Origin of the sequence: Streptomyces sp. STR69, assembly GCF_024519455.1 — a bacterium.
In the GTDB taxonomy this organism is placed as follows: Bacteria; Actinomycetota; Actinomycetes; order Streptomycetales; family Streptomycetaceae; genus Streptomyces.
The window spans coordinates 67,584-84,992 of sequence record NZ_JALJRY010000020.1 but is presented as its reverse complement, the minus strand read 5'-3'; the positions used below and the strand labels follow the sequence as shown (position 1 = coordinate 84,992).

Annotated in this window: 19 protein-coding genes; 6 read left to right on the top strand and 13 right to left on the bottom strand. The window is 69.9% G+C overall.

The annotated features are described in order from the left end of the window. Positions 1-49: 49 nt before the first annotated feature. The 5 genes from OC490_RS32605 to OC490_RS32585 all read right to left on the bottom strand — a co-directional run bounded on the left by OC490_RS32605 (position 50) and on the right by OC490_RS32585 (position 4,095). Positions 50-1,276: a PP2C family protein-serine/threonine phosphatase gene (locus OC490_RS32605; RefSeq protein WP_262061620.1), complete on the bottom strand. Its 1,227-nt coding sequence runs from the start codon at positions 1,274-1,276 to the stop codon at positions 50-52. Positions 1,277-1,545: 269 nt separating this feature from the next. Beyond that, positions 1,546-2,571: a Ppx/GppA family phosphatase gene (locus OC490_RS32600; RefSeq protein WP_262061619.1), complete on the bottom strand. Its 1,026-nt coding sequence runs from the start codon at positions 2,569-2,571 to the stop codon at positions 1,546-1,548. A 97-nt stretch (positions 2,572-2,668) separates the two neighbouring features. Continuing rightward, positions 2,669-2,791: a hypothetical protein gene (locus tag OC490_RS32595; protein ID WP_262061618.1), complete on the bottom strand. Its 123-nt coding sequence runs from the start codon at positions 2,789-2,791 to the stop codon at positions 2,669-2,671. A gap of 22 nt (positions 2,792-2,813) precedes the next feature. Beyond that, positions 2,814-3,116: a hypothetical protein gene (locus OC490_RS32590; RefSeq protein ID WP_262061617.1), complete on the bottom strand. Its 303-nt coding sequence runs from the start codon at positions 3,114-3,116 to the stop codon at positions 2,814-2,816. Positions 3,117-3,255: 139 nt separating this feature from the next. Beyond that, the gene (locus OC490_RS32585) at positions 3,256-4,095 is read right to left on the bottom strand and encodes a helix-turn-helix domain-containing protein (RefSeq protein WP_262061616.1); all 840 of its coding nucleotides are present in this window, start codon (positions 4,093-4,095) and stop codon (positions 3,256-3,258) included. Positions 4,096-4,308: 213 nt separating this feature from the next. On the opposite strand from OC490_RS32585, the gene OC490_RS32580 reads away from it, so the two are divergent. Next, positions 4,309-5,052, top strand: coding sequence for an SDR family oxidoreductase (locus OC490_RS32580; protein WP_262061615.1), 744 nt, complete (start codon positions 4,309-4,311; stop codon positions 5,050-5,052). A 37-nt stretch (positions 5,053-5,089) separates the two neighbouring features. On the opposite strand, the gene OC490_RS32575 is transcribed toward OC490_RS32580, so the two are convergent. From OC490_RS32575 to OC490_RS32540, 8 genes are read right to left on the bottom strand one after another with little or no spacing between them, the layout of a single operon-like run. Beyond that, positions 5,090-5,863 carry a TIM barrel protein gene (locus OC490_RS32575; protein ID WP_262061614.1) on the bottom strand — a complete coding sequence of 258 codons (774 nt, stop codon included), beginning with the start codon at positions 5,861-5,863 and terminating at the stop codon, positions 5,090-5,092. Then, the gene (locus OC490_RS32570; RefSeq protein WP_262061613.1) at positions 5,860-6,798 is read right to left on the bottom strand and encodes a sugar phosphate isomerase/epimerase family protein; all 939 of its coding nucleotides are present in this window, start codon (positions 6,796-6,798) and stop codon (positions 5,860-5,862) included. Before OC490_RS32570 ends, OC490_RS32575 begins: the two co-directional genes overlap by 4 nt. After that, positions 6,795-7,406: a nucleoside deaminase gene (locus OC490_RS32565; RefSeq protein WP_262061612.1), complete on the bottom strand. Its 612-nt coding sequence runs from the start codon at positions 7,404-7,406 to the stop codon at positions 6,795-6,797. Before OC490_RS32565 ends, OC490_RS32570 begins: the two co-directional genes overlap by 4 nt. A gap of 14 nt (positions 7,407-7,420) precedes the next feature. Then, the gene (locus OC490_RS32560) at positions 7,421-8,947 is read right to left on the bottom strand and encodes a GMC oxidoreductase (protein ID WP_262061611.1); all 1,527 of its coding nucleotides are present in this window, start codon (positions 8,945-8,947) and stop codon (positions 7,421-7,423) included. 34 nt (positions 8,948-8,981) lie between these two features. Beyond that, positions 8,982-10,112 carry an ROK family transcriptional regulator gene (locus OC490_RS32555; RefSeq protein WP_262061707.1) on the bottom strand — a complete coding sequence of 377 codons (1,131 nt, stop codon included), beginning with the start codon at positions 10,110-10,112 and terminating at the stop codon, positions 8,982-8,984. Positions 10,113-10,138: 26 nt separating this feature from the next. After that, positions 10,139-11,032 (bottom strand): carbohydrate ABC transporter permease, encoded by an 894-nt coding sequence (locus OC490_RS32550; RefSeq protein WP_262061610.1) that lies wholly within the window; start codon positions 11,030-11,032, stop codon positions 10,139-10,141. Further along, positions 11,029-11,982 (bottom strand): carbohydrate ABC transporter permease, encoded by a 954-nt coding sequence (locus OC490_RS32545; RefSeq protein WP_262061609.1) that lies wholly within the window; start codon positions 11,980-11,982, stop codon positions 11,029-11,031. The genes OC490_RS32550 and OC490_RS32545 overlap by 4 nt, the downstream gene beginning before the upstream one ends. 7 nt (positions 11,983-11,989) lie before the next feature. Next, positions 11,990-13,291 carry an extracellular solute-binding protein gene (locus tag OC490_RS32540; RefSeq protein ID WP_262061608.1) on the bottom strand — a complete coding sequence of 434 codons (1,302 nt, stop codon included), beginning with the start codon at positions 13,289-13,291 and terminating at the stop codon, positions 11,990-11,992. A 359-nt stretch (positions 13,292-13,650) separates the two neighbouring features. On the opposite strand from OC490_RS32540, the gene OC490_RS32535 reads away from it, so the two are divergent. The 5 genes from OC490_RS32535 (at position 13,651) to OC490_RS32515 (ending at position 17,393) form a co-directional block, all read left to right on the top strand. After that, a complete protein-coding gene (locus tag OC490_RS32535) occupies positions 13,651-14,181 on the top strand; it encodes an HdeD family acid-resistance protein (protein ID WP_262061607.1) in 531 nt (176 codons plus the stop codon). 79 nt (positions 14,182-14,260) lie between these two features. Further along, positions 14,261-14,689 carry a hypothetical protein gene (locus OC490_RS32530; RefSeq protein ID WP_262061606.1) on the top strand — a complete coding sequence of 143 codons (429 nt, stop codon included), beginning with the start codon at positions 14,261-14,263 and terminating at the stop codon, positions 14,687-14,689. A 244-nt stretch (positions 14,690-14,933) separates the two neighbouring features. Beyond that, complete coding sequence (locus OC490_RS32525; RefSeq protein WP_262061605.1) at positions 14,934-15,512, top strand: carboxymuconolactone decarboxylase family protein; 579 nt, start codon at positions 14,934-14,936, stop codon at positions 15,510-15,512. Beyond that, a complete protein-coding gene (locus tag OC490_RS32520; protein ID WP_262061604.1) occupies positions 15,509-16,375 on the top strand; it encodes an RNA polymerase sigma-70 factor in 867 nt (288 codons plus the stop codon). The genes OC490_RS32525 and OC490_RS32520 overlap by 4 nt, the downstream gene beginning before the upstream one ends. A 61-nt stretch (positions 16,376-16,436) precedes the next feature. Then, a complete protein-coding gene (locus OC490_RS32515) occupies positions 16,437-17,393 on the top strand; it encodes an ABC transporter substrate-binding protein (RefSeq protein WP_315986720.1) in 957 nt (318 codons plus the stop codon). Positions 17,394-17,409 lie beyond the last annotated feature (16 nt).

Genomic DNA, 17,409 nt, shown 5'->3' with positions numbered 1-17,409 from the left:
TCCCACCTGCTCGTTTCCGGCGCGGTGAATCACATTCGGGGCAGATGTCTCATGTCCAGTGGAGGTGCAGCACGGCCACGTCGTCCGCCAGGCCGCCCCGGGTCTCGGCCAAAGCCTCGGCGCGGGCGATCAGTTCGTCGACGAACGGCGCCGGGGCCAGTGCGGCCCGCTCCCGGGCCAGCCGTAGCAGACCGTCCTCGCCCAGGCGCTCCGCGCCCCGGCCGACATGCCCTTCGAAGAGTCCGTCGGTGAAGAGGACCACGGCCGCGCCGGGCGGTACGGAGAGGTCCGCGACCGGCCAGTCCGCGAGGCCGGGAACCACGCCCAGTGCCGGACCGCCGGGCACCTCCACCCACTCCACACCGCCGCCGTCCCGCATCAGCAGTCCGTGGTGTCCGGCCCGTACCACGCGGGCGGTGCGCTCGCCGGGTGCGGCGGTGAGACAGACGAGGGTGGCGAAGACCTCGCCGCGGATGCGCTCGGCGACGAGGAGTTCCTCCAGCCGCGCGACCTGTTCGGCGCCCGTGATACCGCTGAGCACCAGCGTGCGCCAGGCGATGCGCAGGGCGACACCGAGGGCGGCCTCGTCGGGGCCGTGCCCGGAGACGTCACCGACCACCGCGTGGACCGTGCCGTCGACGCTCTGCACGATGTCGTAGAAGTCGCCACCGAGCAGTGCCTGCGCGCGGCCGGGACGGTAGCGGGCGACCGCTTCCACGCCCTCGCCGCGCAGCAGGGGTCTGGGCAACAGCCCGCGTTCCAGGCGGGAGTTCTCCTGGGCCTGCATGCGGCTGGCCTGGAGGGCGACCGCCGCCCGCTCGGCCTGCTTGCGCTGGATCGCGTAGCGCACCGCGCGTCCGAACAGGCCCGGTTCGACCCGGCCCTTGACGAGGTAGTCCTGCGCCCCGGCGGCGACGGCGGCGAGTCCGGTCTCCTCCTCGGCGAGACCGGTGAGGACCACGACAGCGGCCCGTTCGGCGCCCGCCCGTACCCGGGAGAGCGCCTCCAGCCCCTGGGCGTCCGGCAGATGCAGGTCGAGCAGGACACAGTCCGGTACGTCGGCCGCGAGCGCCTCGGCGGCCTCGGCCATCGACCGCACCCACTGCAGACGTATCTTCAGCGCGCTGTCGGCGACCAGTTCCTCCACCAGCAGCGCGTCACCCGCGTCGTCCTCGACCAGCAGGACGGAGGGCTGCCAGGCCACCCAGGCGTCCGGCCCGACCCCTTCGCCGCCCACGGACAGCAGGTCGTCGGCCCGTGGCCGTGGCACCACCATGGCCCGCCCTCCCCACCGCGCTGTCCCCCGCGAATATAGTTGCCGTCAGACAACAGTCGAGAGCATACCGGTACGCCGGGACGTCTCGTACGCAGCCGGCGCGGCCGGAACCGGAACCGTCCAACGCGCCCCGCGCCCAGCGTTGTTGAGGGTACGGCGGGTCTCCGGGAATCGGCGCGGAACCGCTTCCTTCGTAGCCGAACCGTGCGGAGGGCGGGGGTTGCACGGACCGGTACCAAGTGGCGGGGAGGCGAACGGAGTTCGGGCCGTCAGCCGTCGGCGGTCGTCGGTTCCGGACCCGGTGCGATGCGCAGGGCGGCCCTTCCCACCGGTTCCGCGTCGGCGCTGCGGCGGGTCATTTCGGTCCACCAGGACCCGCCGTCCTCGATGTACCGCAGCAGGATTCCCTCGCGAATGCCCCAGGGGCAGACGGTGACGGTCTTGATGCCCGTCAGCTTCATCACCGTGTGCCCGACCACGGCTCCGGCCAGGCTCTGCGCGGCCCGGGGTGCCGAGACGCCCGGAAGCTGGGCCCGTTCGGACGCCGCGAGGGCGGACAGCCGGTCGAGGCCCACGCGCAGCTCCGACCGCACCAGCCTCCTTTCCACGAAGGGACCTTGGCGACCGGGCGCGGCACCGCAGAGTCGGGCCAGCTGCTGAAAGGTGCGTGATGTCACCACCGTCGTCCGTGGCCCCTCCCAGCGGATCCGCGCGGCCACGTCCCGCAGTTGGTGCCGTACCTCGCGCCGCATGGCCTTGACCATCTGCTCGGGCGGCCGGTCCTGACCCGGCAGGAAGTCCCGGGTCAGCCGGCCCGCGCCGAGCGGGAGGGACGCCACGAAGTCGGGCAACCGACCGCGCCCGAACGCGACCTCGAAGGATCCGCCCCCGATGTCGAACAGCGCGAGCGGCCCGGCCCGCCAGCCCATCCAGCGCCGGGCACCGAGAAACGTGAGCTCGCCCTCCAACTCCCCCGGCAGCGTGGACAGTCGTATCCCGGTCTCCGTATGCACCGAGCGCAGCACGTCGAGCCGGTTGGGCGCGCCGCGGACGACCGCCGTCGCGAAGGCGAGCGGCCCCGCAGCGCCCCAGTGCCGGGCGGTCTTCTCGGCTGCCGACACCGCCTTCACGAGCTGGCGTACGGCTTCCTCGGGGATCTCTCCGTGCGGCCCGACGTGCTCGGAGAGCCGCAACTTCCATTTGGCCGTGTGCACCGGCAACGGCACACCGTCCCCTACGTCCGCCACCACGAGCCGAACCGCGTTCGACCCCACGTCCACCACACTCATCCGCATGAGCCGGTGAGTACCCAGGGTGAGCGCCGTCAGTCACCGCTGGACGTTGGCCTTCTCACGTCGGAAACGTGTTGCGCAAATGCGATCTGTAGGAGCGTCAGGCGCGGTGGCGCCAGGGTGTGCCGGTGAGGTCGCGCATGAGGGTCTTGTGGTCCAGGGCGGGGATCCGGTCGCTGCGGCCGTGGAAGCGTACGTGTGAGATCGATCCGTCCGCCGCCACTTCGATGAACGGACTGGAGTCCTCAAGGACGGCCTGTTCGTCCGCGTAGCGCCAGTTGACGGGTACCGAGGTCAGCGCCCGGAACCGGCGGCAACGCCTTGATGTCCTCGATGGCCCCGTTGTCGGTGACGCGCAGGAAGCCGATCAGATCGATGAGGGCCTGCATGCCGTCCAGTTCCGCGGGGACACCGCGGACCAGGGCGAAGCCGAGACGGCTGACATCGTCGAGCAGCGCGAGGATCGTCGGATGCCTCCCGCAGCCACAGTGCGGTGAAGCTGTGCTGGAACCCGTCGCCGTCCTGCAGACAATGCCCGCAGGGACCAAGATCGTGAATGTGAGCCGGGCCCGCCTCGCAGAGCTCGCATTCCCCGGCCAGGGGCCGATGGATCAACTCGTTGCCCGGGCCGGCCATGGGCGGTGGACGCACGGGCGTAGCCGAGGCGTATGCCGCGTGAGCGGCGGGTCAGTGGGTGAACTGCTGGTGTCCTATGACCGAGAGCAGTTGGAGTTTTCCGTGGCTTTCCGTGCCGGGACGCGTGGTCATTATCAGCAGGGTCTGTGCGCGGTTGTCGGCGAACATGACCTGGCAGTCGACGTCGATGCGGCCAAGTTCGGAGTGGATGAGGGTTTTGTGATCCTCGAAGCGCTTGGCGACCTCGTGCCGTTCCCACACGCGGACGAATTCCGGGCTGCGTTCGCACAGTTCGGCGACGATCTGCGCGGCTCGGGGGTGGCGGCGGTCGGCCGTCAGCGCGGCCCGCAGGGCGGCTGCCTGGATCCGGCTCTGCCGCGGGTGGTCTTCTTCCGGATAGTGGGTCCGCTCGGCCGGGTCCGTGAACCAGCGGTAGTAGGCGCTGCGCGCCAGACCGGTGTGGCGGGTCTGGTCGCCGAGCAGCGCGACCGCGAGCGGGTTCTGCACCAGGGCATCGGCCAGATCGGACAGGACCAGGGCCGGGGTGTCGTCGAGACGGTCCAGCACCCTCATCAGAGCCGGGCTGACGTGCTCGGAGCGAAGGAAGCGGGCCGGGACGTTGTGGCCGATGAGGCTGAAGAGATGGTCGCGTTCGTCCAGACTCAGGCGCAGGGCGCGAGCGAGGGCGGCTGCCATCTGCTGGGAGGGCTGCGGGCCGCGCTGCTGTTCCAGCCGGGTGTAGTAGTCGGTGGACATGCCGGCAAGGCCGGCGACCTCCTCTCGGCGCAGTCCCCGGGTGCGCCTGCGTGGGCCGTCGATCAGTCCGACATCGCCGGGCTGCAGCGTTTCACGCCGCCGACGCAGGAAATCCGCCAGTCCTACTGTGTCCATGCCCCCATGATGGCTGCCGCCCGCTCCCTCATCCAGGGACCGCCGATCCATGGCTCTGCCCCTCTCCCGGGCGGAGCCGGCCGCAGCCCGGCGCTCCTGGGGAGGGATCGCCGATCCCCCGACAAGCGCTCCTCTCCCGCGCGGCCGGGGGCACCCGCAGAGTCGGTGGTGCGGGGCGCACCTGCTCCCCGCGGCGAAGGAGAAGACATCCCCATGAAGACCACGGGCAACACGATTCTGATCACCGGCGGCACCTCGGGCATCGGGCTCGGCCTGGCCCTGCGCTTCCTGCAGGCCGGCAACAAGGTGATCGTCGCCGGACGGCGGAAGGATCTGCTGGACCGGATCACGACCGACCACCCGGGCATCGAGACGATCGTCCTCGACGTCACCGATCCCACGTCGATCGCCCAGGCCCGCGAGACGGTGACCAGCACCTACCCGGAGGTGAACGTCCTGGTCAACAACGCGGGCATCATGCTGCCGGAAAATCTCCTCGCCGCCGACTCCCTGCGCGTCGCCGAGGACACCGTCACCACCAATCTGCTCGGCCCGATCCGGATGGTCAACGCCTTCCTGCCCCACCTGGTGGACAAGGACGACGCGGCCGTCATCAACGTCAGCTCCGGGCTGGCGTTCGTACCGCTGCCGATCACCCCTACCTACAACGCCACCAAGGCCGCGGTCCACTCCTTCAGCGAGAGCCTGCGCGTCCAGCTCGCCGACACCTCCGTCCAGGTGATCGAACTGGTCCCGCCGGCCGTGCGGACCACTTTGATGGGGCAGCAGGAGAGCGAGCAGGCCATGCCGCTGGAGGACTTCCTCTCCGAAGCCATGACCCTCCTGCGCACCCAGCCCGACGCCAGGGAACTCCTCGTCGAGAACGTCAAGTTCCTGCGCCACGCGGAGGCCAACGCCACCTACGACAACGTCCTGGCCATGCTCAGCGGCCACTGACCCGACAGGCAGCCCAACAGCGACAGGCGCGTAGCCGTCAAAGGAGGCCCCGGGCAGCGGCGTAGACCCGGCTGCCGTCTCCGAGTGGTGTCGCCTCGATGCCTACGTAGCCGTCGTAACCGGCCTTTTGGAGCCAGGCGAGTTCCGTGGCCCAGTCGATGGTCCCGGTGCCGAACTCGTGGCGGCCCGGGATGTCGGCTGCCTGGACGTGGGCGATCAGCGGGATGGCGTCCTGGATCTCGGTTCCGAGGGGCTCGCCGTTGAGGATCGCGTGGTAACGGTCGTAGAGGAGGCGGACGTTGGGGAGGTTGACCGCGCGCAGGAGGGAGAGCGCCGACCGTGAGTCGGAGATCAGGGCGTGGGGACCCTCGTATGCGCGATTGACGACCTCCACGAGCAGTTCGAGTCCGTTCCCGCCGGCTTCCTCTCCCGCCCGGGCGAGCACCTCGGCCGTGTTGCGGAGCTGAGCGGCGGGCTCGATTCCTGGGACGACGTCCCCGGCGAGTACGACGAGTCCGGAAGTGTTCAGTTGTCGGGCGACGTCGGCGGCTGCCCGTACGCGGGTGAGGAACTCGTCGTGCGACGACGGGTCGCCCAGGTCGCACTTGTCCCGCCACGACTCGACGCACAGGGTGATCAGACGCGTGCCGGTCGCATCCAGCGCGCGGGCGAGGCGGGGCAGGTCCTTGTCCCACCACTCCCAGATCTCCACCGCGCGGAACCCCGAGTCTGCCGCGGCGCGTACGCGGTCGTCGAGTGGCCGCTCGCCTTCGAGGAACATCAGCTCGATGCAGGCGGAGAAGTCGATCACGGGCGAACTGCCTTCCGCGCCACGGCTGTTCCGGCTCTGAGCGCGGCGACCGGGTCGGCTGCCTCGTCCAGTTCGATGAGTACGGTGCCGGCGCCCGGGGTGCGGGACATGGCGTCGGCCCAGCCCTGCCAGTCGACGATGCCCGTGCCCAGTTCGGTCATGTAGGGCTGCTGCTGGGTGAAGACCGTTTCGTCGATGGCGAGTTCGACGTCGATGGGCTTGACCGCGTCCTTCCAGTGGCCGAGGGCGATGCGCGGGGTGTGGCGGCGGGCCACCGCCACCGGGTCGCCGCCGCCTAGGGCGATGTGGCAGGAGTCGGGGCACAGCCAGACGTAGCGCGGGTCGGTCAGGGCCATGAACAGGTCGATGTCCCGCTCGTACCAGAGGGTGCTGTTGGACTCAGTGTGGAAGGCGAGCTTCACACCGAGATGCGAGACGGCCTCTCCGACCGCGTGCGCGATGTCGGCCATGCGGGTCATGTACGCGGCGTCGACGAAGAAGGGCGGTCGCGTGCCGAATGTCGTCCGCATGGGCAGGCCGGCGACAAGGAGTTCCGCCCCGACGTCGGCGAGGAAGGCGGCCCGGCGTTCGGCGTCGGCGACGATCGCGGGCAGATCGGCGCCGTCCCGCCAGCCGGGGGCGTCACTGTCGGCGATGAACGCGCTGACGACGGACAGCCCCCGGGCCGCCAGTTCGCGACGGAAGGCGGGTGCGCTGCCGAAGGCCCGCAGGGCCGACTCGATGTCGCCCGGCGCGAAGGTCAGCTCGATACCCGTGACACCGGCCGCCGTCAGCGCGTCCATCACCCGTGTCCAGAACCGCTCGGGGTGGGCCAGTGCCCAGTCGCGCACGGCGTCGGCGGAGGGGAGGTCCCAGAAGTCCGGGTGGTAGAAGGTGATGACGTCGGTGGCGAAGCGCGGTGCCGTGGCCGTCATTCGGTGCCTCCGCGCGCGTTGTAGACGACGATCCCGTCGGCCGCGTCGACGGCCTCGCGGTAGTTCCGGAACACGGCCAGTGCCTCGTCCCGGAGCACATCTCCTACGACGTCGATCCCGCGTGCCTCGAACTGCTCGGCCCAGTCGGCGCCGAGAGGGCCCTCGTCGAACGTGGTGATCTCCTCCAGCTCGGGCCCCTCCCCCGCGACCACGAGACCGCGCACCCCGGACCACATCGTGGCGCCGTAACACTGCACGCAGGGACGCCAGTTGACGACGAGTTCGTGCGCGGGCACTCCTTCGGCACCCAAGTCCCAGCTGCCGAGGGCCATTTGGGCGAGGCCCAGTGCCACGACCTCCGCGTGGGCGCTGGAGATGCCGGAGGCGAGCACGACGTTCACGCCGACGGAGACGATCCGGCCGGTGTCGCGCTCTGCGACGAGGGCCGCGAACGGACCGCCGTTGCCCTCCCGCCAGTTGCGGTCGGCGAGGCGGTGCACGATCCGCATCCGGTCGGCGCGGTCGGGGACCACGGCCGGCGTGTCGGCCAGCTCCTCGTCGATCCAGGCCGGTAGCGCCACGCGGTATTCCTTGACTGTGCTGATCACGGTCGAACTTCCTTTCAGCGCGCGGCGAGCGGCGCGGTTCGGCTTGCAACGGCTCGGGCGGTCCGTACGGCGGTCACCGCGCCGGTCAGGGTGACGTTGGCGGCCATCGGGGTGGGGATCACGCCGTTGCCTGCGAGGTACAGGTTGTCGTAACCCCACACCCGGCCGTCCGGGTCGCAGACGGTGGTGCCGTCGTCGGCGGTGCCCGCCCGGACCGTACCGGTCAGGTGCAGGGAGGAACCGGGCGGGAGCAGCGCGAGTTCGGTGGCGGGGTCGAACGGGCCGAACTCCTGGGCCAGTGACCGAACTTCGGCGGACGCCCGGTCGATGAGCGCGCGGTCGGTGTCGGAGTAGCCGAACTCGACGCGGATGCGCGGCAGTTGCGCGAGGTCGGTCTCCGACTCCGAGAAGACGAGGCGGTTCTCGGGGCGTGACTCGACAGGGGCGTACAGGGTGAGTCCCACGGCGTGCGCGAGCGGGCGGCCGTCCTCGCCGACGTACGTCCGGTTCATGATCTGCCCGTGGAAGGGCTGTGCCGTTCCGTTCTGCGGCAGCCAGAGCGAGTCCGTGCTGAACTCGCCTGTGCGCGGTAGGGGCAGGTCGTCGAGGGTGAGGCCGAACCGGTCCAGGTCGAGCAGCACCCGGGCGGTGATGAACGCGTGCTCGTTGAGGTGGCGGCCCAGGGCCGCGGGGCGGATGCCCGAGGCGAACAGCAGTTGCGGGGTGCGCAGCGCGTCGGCGCACACGATGACGGTGTCCGCGTGGAGTTCGGTCTCCGTGCCGTCGGCGACGCGGCGCAGCCGGGCACCGGTGACCCTGCCCGCCGACACGAGCAACCTGGTGGCGAGCATGCCGGTCAGCAGGGTGAACGCCAGGTCGCCGCCGGACGCGATGGGCGGGAAGATCGTCCCCGGTGCGGTGCGCGGCATGGGGCCGGATGCCGTGGCCGTGACGGCCATGGGCATCGGCTGCGGGCGCCGGTCGTCCGGTGCGGTGTCGTCGTAGCGCCTTCGTAGTACGTCGAGGACCAGGTGCCCGATCTCGGTGGGGCCGATGGGGGAAGGTGTGACGGCGAGCAGTCGGCGCGCGGTGTCGAGGTCCGCCGTCCAGCCGGCCGGGTCGCCGAAGTCGAACACCTCGTCGCCTGCGGGCCACGGGGTCGCGGCGGTCCAGTGCACGCCCATGCCGCCCGCGTTCCAGGCGAGCGCCGTCGCGGGCATCGCCTCGGCGTCCTCGCCGAAGGCCAGCGCGTGGAACATGCCGGGGGTCAGGCCGGTGAGGCTGTCCGCTGTCTCGCGCACCACCTCGGCGCCGGTGTACATGCCCTGGATGCCGCTGACGACCTGTTCGTTGTAGCGCGCCCAGAGGACCGGGTCGTCGACGTCGTGCAGATGCAGCCCGGGCGTCCTGCCGATCGCGCTGCCGCCCTCGACCATCGTGATGCCCAGCCCCGGATCACTGTCCCGCAGCAGCCGGGCCACCACAGATCCCATGATGCCGCTGCCCACGATGAGGACGTCGGTGTGCGGGATGTCGGTCACAGGGGAACTCCAAACTCGTCTGGTGTGGGGGGAGTTACGCGCCGGGGACGAGCGGGCCGAACAACTCGGTGTCCATCCGGTCGAGCGCCAGCTTCACGGCGCCGATCAGCGCGGCGTCGCGGCCCAGGCAGGTGGCGCGCAGCTCGATCGCGGGGGTGCGGGCGACGCGCATCGTCTCCCGCACCCGGGGCAGCAGCACGTCGGCCGCGTCCTCCAGACCACCGCCGAGCACGATCAGCGAGGGCGCGACCGTCCAGGACAGGGTGGTGAGGATCGAGGTGATGTTCTCGACGAACTCGGCGACCTCGGCGAGCGCTTCCGTGTCTCCGGCCCGGGCCGCCTCGAAGCGCTCCAGGGCGATACGGCGCCGGTCCGCTTCGGGTGAGGTGAGCCAGGCGACCGGGTGGTTCTCGACCGAGCCGACCGGTATCGAGTGCGCCTCGATGATCTCGCCGGCGGCGCCGTCCAGACCCCGGTGCACAGCGCCCCGGATCAGGATGCCGAGGCCGGTCCGGTTGCCGAGGACCGCCCAGACGACGTTGTCGTGGTCACCGGCCACACCTCGCCAACGCTCCGCAAGCGCACCGAGGTTGGTGTCGTTGTCGGCGAACCAGGGCATCCGGACGCGCCGCCCGAGCTCCTCGGGCAGACACACGCCCTCCCAGCGCGTGGTGTGCACCAGGCGTCGTACGACACCTTCGTCGTCGATGGCGCCACCGGCCGCGACCGCACCGGCGCACAGCCGGTCGGGCGAGCCGCCCGCGTCGTCGAGTGCCTCCCCTACGAGGGCCGCCGCGTCGTCGAGCGTGGCCTGCGGATCCTGGTAGGCGCGCAGGGGGCGGTGTGCGCGGCCGAGGATACGGCCGCGGACGTCGGCCACCACCGCCGACACGTCCAGGGTGCTGATGCGGACCGCCGCCAACAGGGCGTGTTCGGCGCGCAGTTGGTACCGTCGGGCGGGGCGGCCGGCGCAGCCGCTGGTCGGCACGCGGTCGAGCTCGGTGACCCAGCCCGCCTCGATGAGCGAGTCGAGGATCAACTCGTTGGTACGGCGGGAGAGTCCGGCCTGCTCGGCGAGCTCGGTCAGTGTCATCGGCCCGGCCGACACCGCCAACGTACGCAGAATCACCGACGTGTTGACGCGGCGGACGGCGCTCTGGTTCATGCCGTTGGTCGCGGACTTCAGCTGGATCACCTCATTCCCGTTCCGGCGATGCCCTGCACGAAGTACCGCTGCAGGAACAGGAAGAGAACGAGCACCGGCAGCATGACGACGACGGCACCGGCGAGCATCAGGCCGTAGTCGGTCACGTGCGCCGCGGCCTGGCTGGTGGCCGCGAGGCCCACCGGGAGCGTGTAACTGGAGGTGCTCTGGGCGACGATGAGCGGCCAGATGAAGTAGTTCCACGAGTTGAGGAACGACATGATCGTGATCGTCGCGACCGCGGGGCCGGCCAGCGGGAGGAAGATCCGGAAGAAGATGCGGAACTCGCCGGCCCCGTCGATGCGGGCCGCCTCCAGCAGTTCGTCGGGTATCGAGGACGCGTACTGCCGCATGATGAACACCGACATCGGCATCGCCAGGCTGGGCAGCGCGATACCGGCGAGGGTGTCCGCGAGGCCCATGTCGACGGTGAGCACGAACTGCGGGACGAACACCGCGGTGAACGGCACCATCATCGCCGCCATGACCGCGCCGAACGCGAGCCGCCTGCCCGCGAATTCGAGTTTCGCGAGCGCGTAGCCGGCGGCCGACGCCGCCACGATGTTGCCGACCACCACCATGGCCGCGACCACGATGCTGTTGACCATGAACCGGCCGAAGCCCTGGGTCCTGAACAGCCGCGTGAAGTTGTCCAGCGTGAAGTGGTGCGGGACGAGGGAACCGGGGTCGGAGCGGATCTCGTCGAGGCTGCGCAGCGAGCCGCTGAGCCCCCAGACGAACGGGAGCAGCGTGAGCAGCGCGCACAGGACGAGTGCGGCGTAGAGCAGGGGCCGGGCAACGGGCCGTGGCCGTACGGCACTTCGGGCAGTCGCGGTGTGCGAGGTCAGGTCGGTGTTCTGCGACGCGGTCACGGCGGTCATGCGCGGGGCCTCAGCAATCGGAACTGGACGACGCTCACCAGGGCCACGAGCACCAGGGTCACGAAGGACGCGGCCGAGGACACCCCGAACTCGCCGACCCCGAACTGGTGGTAGGTGTACAGCGCCACGGATTCGGTGGAGCCGAGCGGGCCGCCGTTGGTGAGCAGATAGGGCTCGTCGAAGACCTGAAGGTAGAAGACGGTGAGCAGCACCGACACCATGAGGGTGGTGGGCAGCAGCAGGGGGAGGGTGATGTGCCTCAACTGCCGCCATTTTCCCGCCCCGTCGAGGGCGGCGGCCTCGTAGACGTCCTGCGGGATCGACTGCAGACCGGCGAGGAAGAGGACCATCGCGGTGCCGAAGTTGCGCCAGACCCCGAGCAGGATGACCACGGGCATGGCGAGGTGCTGGTCGTCCAGCCAGTTCGGTCCGGCGAAACCGACCGCGCCGAGGACCTTGTTCACGGTGCCGCTCGGGTTGAAGGCGTACTGCCAGATCAGGGCCGCGGCGACGACGTTGGTGACGACCGGTGCGAAGAACACCGTACGGAATACGCCGCGCAGCCGCCGGATGCCGGAGTTCAGCGCGATGGCCAGCGCGAAACCGACGCCCATGGTGAGCGGTACGCCGACGGCCACGAAGACGGCGGTGTTCAGGATGTCGCGCCGGAAGGTCGAGTCCTGGAACAGCCGGAGGTAGTTCTCCAGGCCGGTGAAGTTGACCGCGAAGGGATGCCGCAGATCCGCGCCGTGCAGGTCGGTGAGGCTGAAGCCGAGCGCGGCCACGGTCGGGATCGCCGTGTAGAGCAGGAACACGACGAGGAACGGGGCGAGGAAGAGCCAGGCGACAGCCGTGCGCCGCAGGTTCCGGTTGCGAGCGCGCGCGGGGGCCGTGACCGGCCGGCCGCGCGGTGCCGTGCGCGGCGCCCGAGGGGTGAGGGTGGTGGTCATGGGCGGCTCACTTCGTGCTCGTGCCGACGCTCTCGGCGTACGCCTGGATGTTCGCGGCGGCCTTGGCCGCGGTCTCCTTGCCCTTGGCCACGGCCTCCATCTCCTTGCCCAGCCGGGTCGCGACCTGCTGCCAGGTGCTCACCTGTGGGAACGCCCGCGCCCTTTTCAGCTGCGTGAAGAAGGCGTCGAGGAGCAGCTGGCCCTTGATGGCGGGGTCGTCCCAGGCCGACACGGCCGCGGGCAGCGAGCTGTACGCCTTGAACTGCGCGACCTGGGTGCTCGGCTTCGAGACGTACCGGATGAACTTCCACGACGCGTCCGCGTTGCCGCCGGTCGCGAGCACACCCCAGCTGCCCCCGCCGGAGAAGGAGGCACTGCTGGAGGCGCCGGCCGGCAGCGGCGCGGTGGCCACGTGGGACGCCGTCCAGCCGGTCTTCTTCGCGGCGGTGTCGAGCTGGCCGACGACCCAGGGGCCGGTGATCATGCAGGCGGTCTTGCCGGAGACGAAGTACGGCTGGGAGTCGAGGAAGGTGGGGGTCGCGGTGTCGGCGACGCCCGAGGTGAAGAACGACGCGTTGTACTTGATGGCGTCGACCATCGCCGGTGTGTCGAGCGTCCACTTCCCGTCGGCGGAGAGCAGGGTGCCGCCGGCCTGCCAGGCGTACATCGCGGCGTCCTGGCCGTTGAAGATGTCCCAGCCGTTGTCGGCCCCGAGCCCGTGCACGGCTCCGGCGCCCTGCAGCGCCTTGAAGAACGGCACCATCTCGTCCCAGCTGGTGGGCGCCTTGACGCCCGCCTTCTTCGCGAGGTCGGCGCGGTAGACGAGGGCGTACGTGTACGCGTACCAGGGGACCGTGTAGGCGACGTCCTTGGCCACACCGGCGTCCCACAGGCTCTTGAAGAAGCTGCCGGAGTCGACGAGTCCGTCCGGCACGGGCCGCAGGATCGCCGGGTCGAGGAACTGCGCCTGCGACTCGGGGAAGAACTGGGCCACGTCCGGGCCCTTGCCCGCCGCGATCGCCGCCTGGAGTTTCGTGTAGTACTCGGAGTTCGGTATCAGCGTGAACTTCAGGGTGACGTCCGGGTTCGCGGCCTTGAACGGCTTGATCACCTTGTCGAGCACGCTGGCGTCGTCCTGGGTGGCCCAGACATTGACGGTGCCGGTGGCCGGGGTGGTGCCGATCGGCTTGGCGGATGCCTTCGCGGCGGCGGTCTCGTCGCCGCGCCCGCAGCCGGTCAGGGCGAGGGTGCCGAGGAGAGCTGTGCCGGCGGTGAGTCTGAGGACGCCGCGACGGGAGGGGTTGGACACTCGGGAGCTCCTGTCTCAAGACATCACTGAGGGCAGTGATGTTTTTTCGTGAGAAAGCACCTCTTGCGGCTTGACAGACCCAATGGGTGCGATGACGCCTATGCGACTGGCGTTAACGCTAAGAAGTACCTATTTCGACGGCGTGGCGGACCCGTCACGAATAATTTCGGAACTTGTAGCGAAATCGGCCGCAGCTGCCGTCCGGGGTGAGTCGCCGTCCGCCCGGACCGCCTCGGACCTAAGCACCCCGATTGATGCAGTCGTGCAGTCGGATGACGGATGGGCCACGGACCGCCGAGCCCTAGCGTCGGGGCTGGGAAAGAGGCGACCGGCCCATGCCCCCTCAGCCACGAAGGGAAGTGATCACCATACTCGGCTCACCCAACGCACTCTTGTGGCGCGGCGTCCTCGCGGTTGCGTTCGGACTGGTTTCGCTGGTGTGGCCCGGCATAACCGTGGGCACATTCGTCTACCTGTTCGCCTTCTACGCCTTCTTCGCCGCGGCCAACGACGCCGTTCGCGCGTTCAGCGGCAACCGGGCGGGGCCGGTCTTCGGCTGGCTGCTGCTGGCCCTGTTGTCCGCCGTGAGCGGAGCCGCCGCGATCCTGTGGCCGGGCATCACCGCTCTGGCACTCACTCTCTGGGTCGGCGCGTGGGCGCTGGTCACCGGCGCTGTCGAGATCGGCATGGCCACGCAGGAAGGCGAGTCCGCCGGGGAGCGCGCGATGTTCATGCTGACTGGGCTGGTGTCCGTCGCGCTGGCGTTGGCTCTGTTCGTGCGGCCGGACGTCGGCGCGGTCTCGCTGGCGACCGTGTTCGGCCTGTTCAGCCTGATGTACGGGACTTCGGGCATCGTCCTCTCACTCCACCTGCGGCAAAGAGCGGCATAGCGGCATGCGTGGCGTCGGCGTGCCCGTGCCGCGCGATGTCCGAGACCCACCGAATCAACTTCACGAGACGGGAATCACCATGGACAAGCTTTCGGACCAGCTCAGCAAGTTGGCGGACCGGACGAAGAAGGTCGAGGACACCGCCACGGCCGCCAGGGCGAAGAACCGCGCGCAGCTGGAGGCGACGAAGACCGGTCTCAAGGCATCCCTCGACGCTGTGGGAACCAGGACCGACGACGCCAAGACCCGGGCGCAGGGCCGGCTGAGCGACGCGCACGACTCGGTGCAGAAGCACTTCGCCGACCGCCGCGCGGCGAGCGCCGAGCACAAGGCCGAACGCGACCTCAAGAAGGCCGAACGCCGTGCCGACGACGCCGAGCAGGATGCCGCGGACGTGATCGCCCTGGTGCTCTACGTACTGGACCAGGCCGAGTACGCCGTCGTGGACGCCGTGCTCGCCCGCGCCGACGCCGACGACCTCGCCGCCCGGTCGGGCACCGCCGGGTGACGCCCGGCTCGGCAGCACGCATCACCACCCATGCCGGGCCGGTCTGATCCACCCGCCGCCGCGACGTGACACGACCTGCCGTCTGTCACGTCGCGGATTCCGCCGAGTGGCCCGGAGTTCTTGATCGCAAGGAATGGGGTTGCCGTCGTAGCGTCCGCGTCTCATCCTCCCGATGTCACAACCGTGAGTCGGCCGGTGTCTTCATGCTGAACCGCCGGACAGACACACGTACCAGGAGGACACCATGACGCTTCGCGTTCCGAAGGCCGAGCTTCCCGTCGAGTTGCGCGAGAACATGATCAAGCAGCTCGGATCCGTGCCCGAGCCCATCGAAGTTCTGTGGAACCACCCCCGACTCGCCGCGGCCAACCAGGAGTTCACCGCGAAGGTGGCCACGCTGGACGCGGCGGACGCGAGTCTGAAGACGTTCGCGCACATGGCTGTGGCGGCGCAGGTCGGGTGCGGTTGGTGCCTCGACGTCAACTACTTCTTCGCCCTGAACCAGAACCTGGACCTGACGAAGGCGAGCCAGGTGCCGCGCTGGCGGCAGGCGGACGTGTTCTCGCCGCTGGAGCGGGACGTGCTGGAGTACGCGGAGGCCATGACGACCACACCGTCGACCGTCACGGACGAGTTGTCGCAGCGCCTGCTGGAGCAGCTGGGCCCCGCCGCGCTGGTCGAACTCACCGTGTTCATCGGCTTCGCCAACATGGCCGCCCGGTGCAACACCGCCCACGGGATCACCTCTCAGGGCTACTCCGACTCCTGCGAGATCCCCCTGGCCGTCCGCGAGGTCGACTCCGACGTGGCGACGACGGCATGACCGAGGACCCCTTCGTCACCCACCGCGGCCTGCTGTTCACCGTCGCCTACGAGATGCTCGGCTCGGCCGCCGACGCCGAGGACGTGTTGCAGGAGTCCTGGCTGCGATGGGCCGACGTCGACCGGTTACAGGTACGGGACCCGCGGTCGTACCTGATCCGGATCGTCACCCGGCAGGCGCTCAACCGGCTGCGCGCCTTGTCGCGCCGGCGTGAGGAGTACGTGGGCGAGTGGCTGCCGGAACCGTTGCTCACCACCCCCGATGTCGCCGAGGACGTCGAGCTCGCGGAGAGTGTGTCGATCGCGATGCTGACCGTGCTGGAGACTCTCGGACCCACCGAGCGGGCGGTGTTCGTACTGCGCGAGGTGTTCGAGCTGTCGTACGGCGAGATCGCGGAGGTCGTCGGGAAGTCCGCGGCGACGGTGCGGCAGGTCGCCCGGCGGGCGCGGGAGCATGTGGCGGCACGGCGGCCACGCGTGAAGGTGAGCCGATCGGAACAGGCGGCCGTGGTGGAACGGTTCCTGCACGCCCTGCGCACCGGCCATCTGCAGGAGTTGATGGAGGTGATGGCACCGGACGTGGTGCTGGTGACCGACGGCGGCGGGGTCGTCGCCGCCGCGCTCGCCCCGATCCACGGGGTCGAGCTGGTGGCACCGATCCTCGCCCGCGCGAACACGCTGGTGGCCGCGTTCGACACCACGCCCCTGTGGCTCAACGGCGAACCCGCGGGCCGGATGGACGTCAACGGTGAGCCGTCCGCGATCAGTCTCGTCGTGGAGGACGGCCGGGTCACCAGGATCTACGTGGTGCGCAATCCGCTGAAGCTCACGCAACTGAACGAGCCGACCGAACTCGCCAGGTGAGTCCGCGTCGACTCCGAACTGCCCTTTGTACAGCACGAGTTGAGGGAGCGTCGGGACTACGATCGGCTCGTCTGTACGAATCCTGTGCGAAGCCGGAAACTTCCTCACTGCGGCCGGGCAGGCGGCCGAGGGCTGGGTCTTCGAAGCGCCGTACACCGAGGCGCAGTCGGCCGGCGCCACGGCCGCGAAGGCGTTCACCGCGGCCTACCGGGCACGCTACGGTGAGGCGCCCGGCCGGTGGTCGGCCGAGGCGTACGACGCCGTCGGTCTGATCGCCCGAGCCCTCGACGCACTCGGGACCACGACCTCGATCGAGCCCGCGCAGGTCGCCGAGGGCCTCTTCCACCTCTCGTACGACGGGGTGGCCAAGCCCATCCGTTTCGACCAGGGCACCACCCACACGATGGACCCGGAGAACACCGCTTTCCTGTATCAGGCCAAGGGCGGCGCGTTCCGCTTCCTGGGTCGCTACGACCAGGTCCGGGCGGTGAAAACCTGGTTACACCGCCGGAGGGTCACCTGGCATCCTGTGGCGGTGCACCTCAGTGATCATGCGACCAGTGTCGAACTCCGGCCCCTGCGCTATCAGTTCGCCGGGCCTCGGGGTAACCGCTACGACGACAACTGGCTGGTCATCGGCGCCAAGGTGACGACGGCCGAGGGCAGTTGGTCCTTCGCCGACCCCGCTCTGCTGAACGACGAGGCCCAACAGGTCACCGCCTGGCTGCGCGGGGTGGCCACGGGAACAGTGGCGGTGACCCGGCTCGATGCCGAAGGCTATATGTCCCCGGACACCTGGTTCACCGAACCGGTGCTGGCCTTCAGCCTCGCCGAACGCAGCGAGGCCGGGGCGCTGATCCGCGTTCACCTCTCGCTGGAAGCCCTGCCCCCATGGCGGCAGGGCGACGCCAGACCGGACATCTACCAGTACTTCGTGGAGGTACAGGTGGATACGGCCGCACTGCGCCACGCGGCCGACGAGTGGGAACTCGCTCTGGCTTCCTTCCCCACCCGCTGACCGGCGACGGTTCCAC

Excerpts from the sequence above, each read along its gene's own strand:
- OC490_RS32555 (WP_262061707.1), bottom strand. The coding sequence starts at position 10,112 with ATGAACCAGAGCGCCGTCCGCCGCGTCAACACGTCGGTGATTCTGCGT.
- OC490_RS32570 (WP_262061613.1), bottom strand. The coding sequence starts at position 6,798 with ATGACGGCCACGGCACCGCGCTTCGCCACCGACGTCATCACCTTCTAC.
- OC490_RS32520 (WP_262061604.1), top strand. The coding sequence starts at position 15,509 with ATGACCGAGGACCCCTTCGTCACCCACCGCGGCCTGCTGTTCACCGTC.
- OC490_RS32550 (WP_262061610.1), bottom strand. The coding sequence starts at position 11,032 with ATGACCGCCGTGACCGCGTCGCAGAACACCGACCTGACCTCGCACACC.
- OC490_RS32525 (WP_262061605.1), top strand. The coding sequence starts at position 14,934 with ATGACGCTTCGCGTTCCGAAGGCCGAGCTTCCCGTCGAGTTGCGCGAG.
- OC490_RS32530 (WP_262061606.1), top strand. The coding sequence starts at position 14,261 with ATGGACAAGCTTTCGGACCAGCTCAGCAAGTTGGCGGACCGGACGAAG.
- OC490_RS32545 (WP_262061609.1), bottom strand. The coding sequence starts at position 11,982 with ATGACCACCACCCTCACCCCTCGGGCGCCGCGCACGGCACCGCGCGGC.
- OC490_RS32580 (WP_262061615.1), top strand. The coding sequence starts at position 4,309 with ATGAAGACCACGGGCAACACGATTCTGATCACCGGCGGCACCTCGGGC.
- OC490_RS32585 (WP_262061616.1), bottom strand. The coding sequence starts at position 4,095 with ATGGACACAGTAGGACTGGCGGATTTCCTGCGTCGGCGGCGTGAAACG.
- OC490_RS32600 (WP_262061619.1), bottom strand. The coding sequence starts at position 2,571 with ATGCGGATGAGTGTGGTGGACGTGGGGTCGAACGCGGTTCGGCTCGTG.
- OC490_RS32605 (WP_262061620.1), bottom strand. The coding sequence starts at position 1,276 with ATGGTGGTGCCACGGCCACGGGCCGACGACCTGCTGTCCGTGGGCGGC.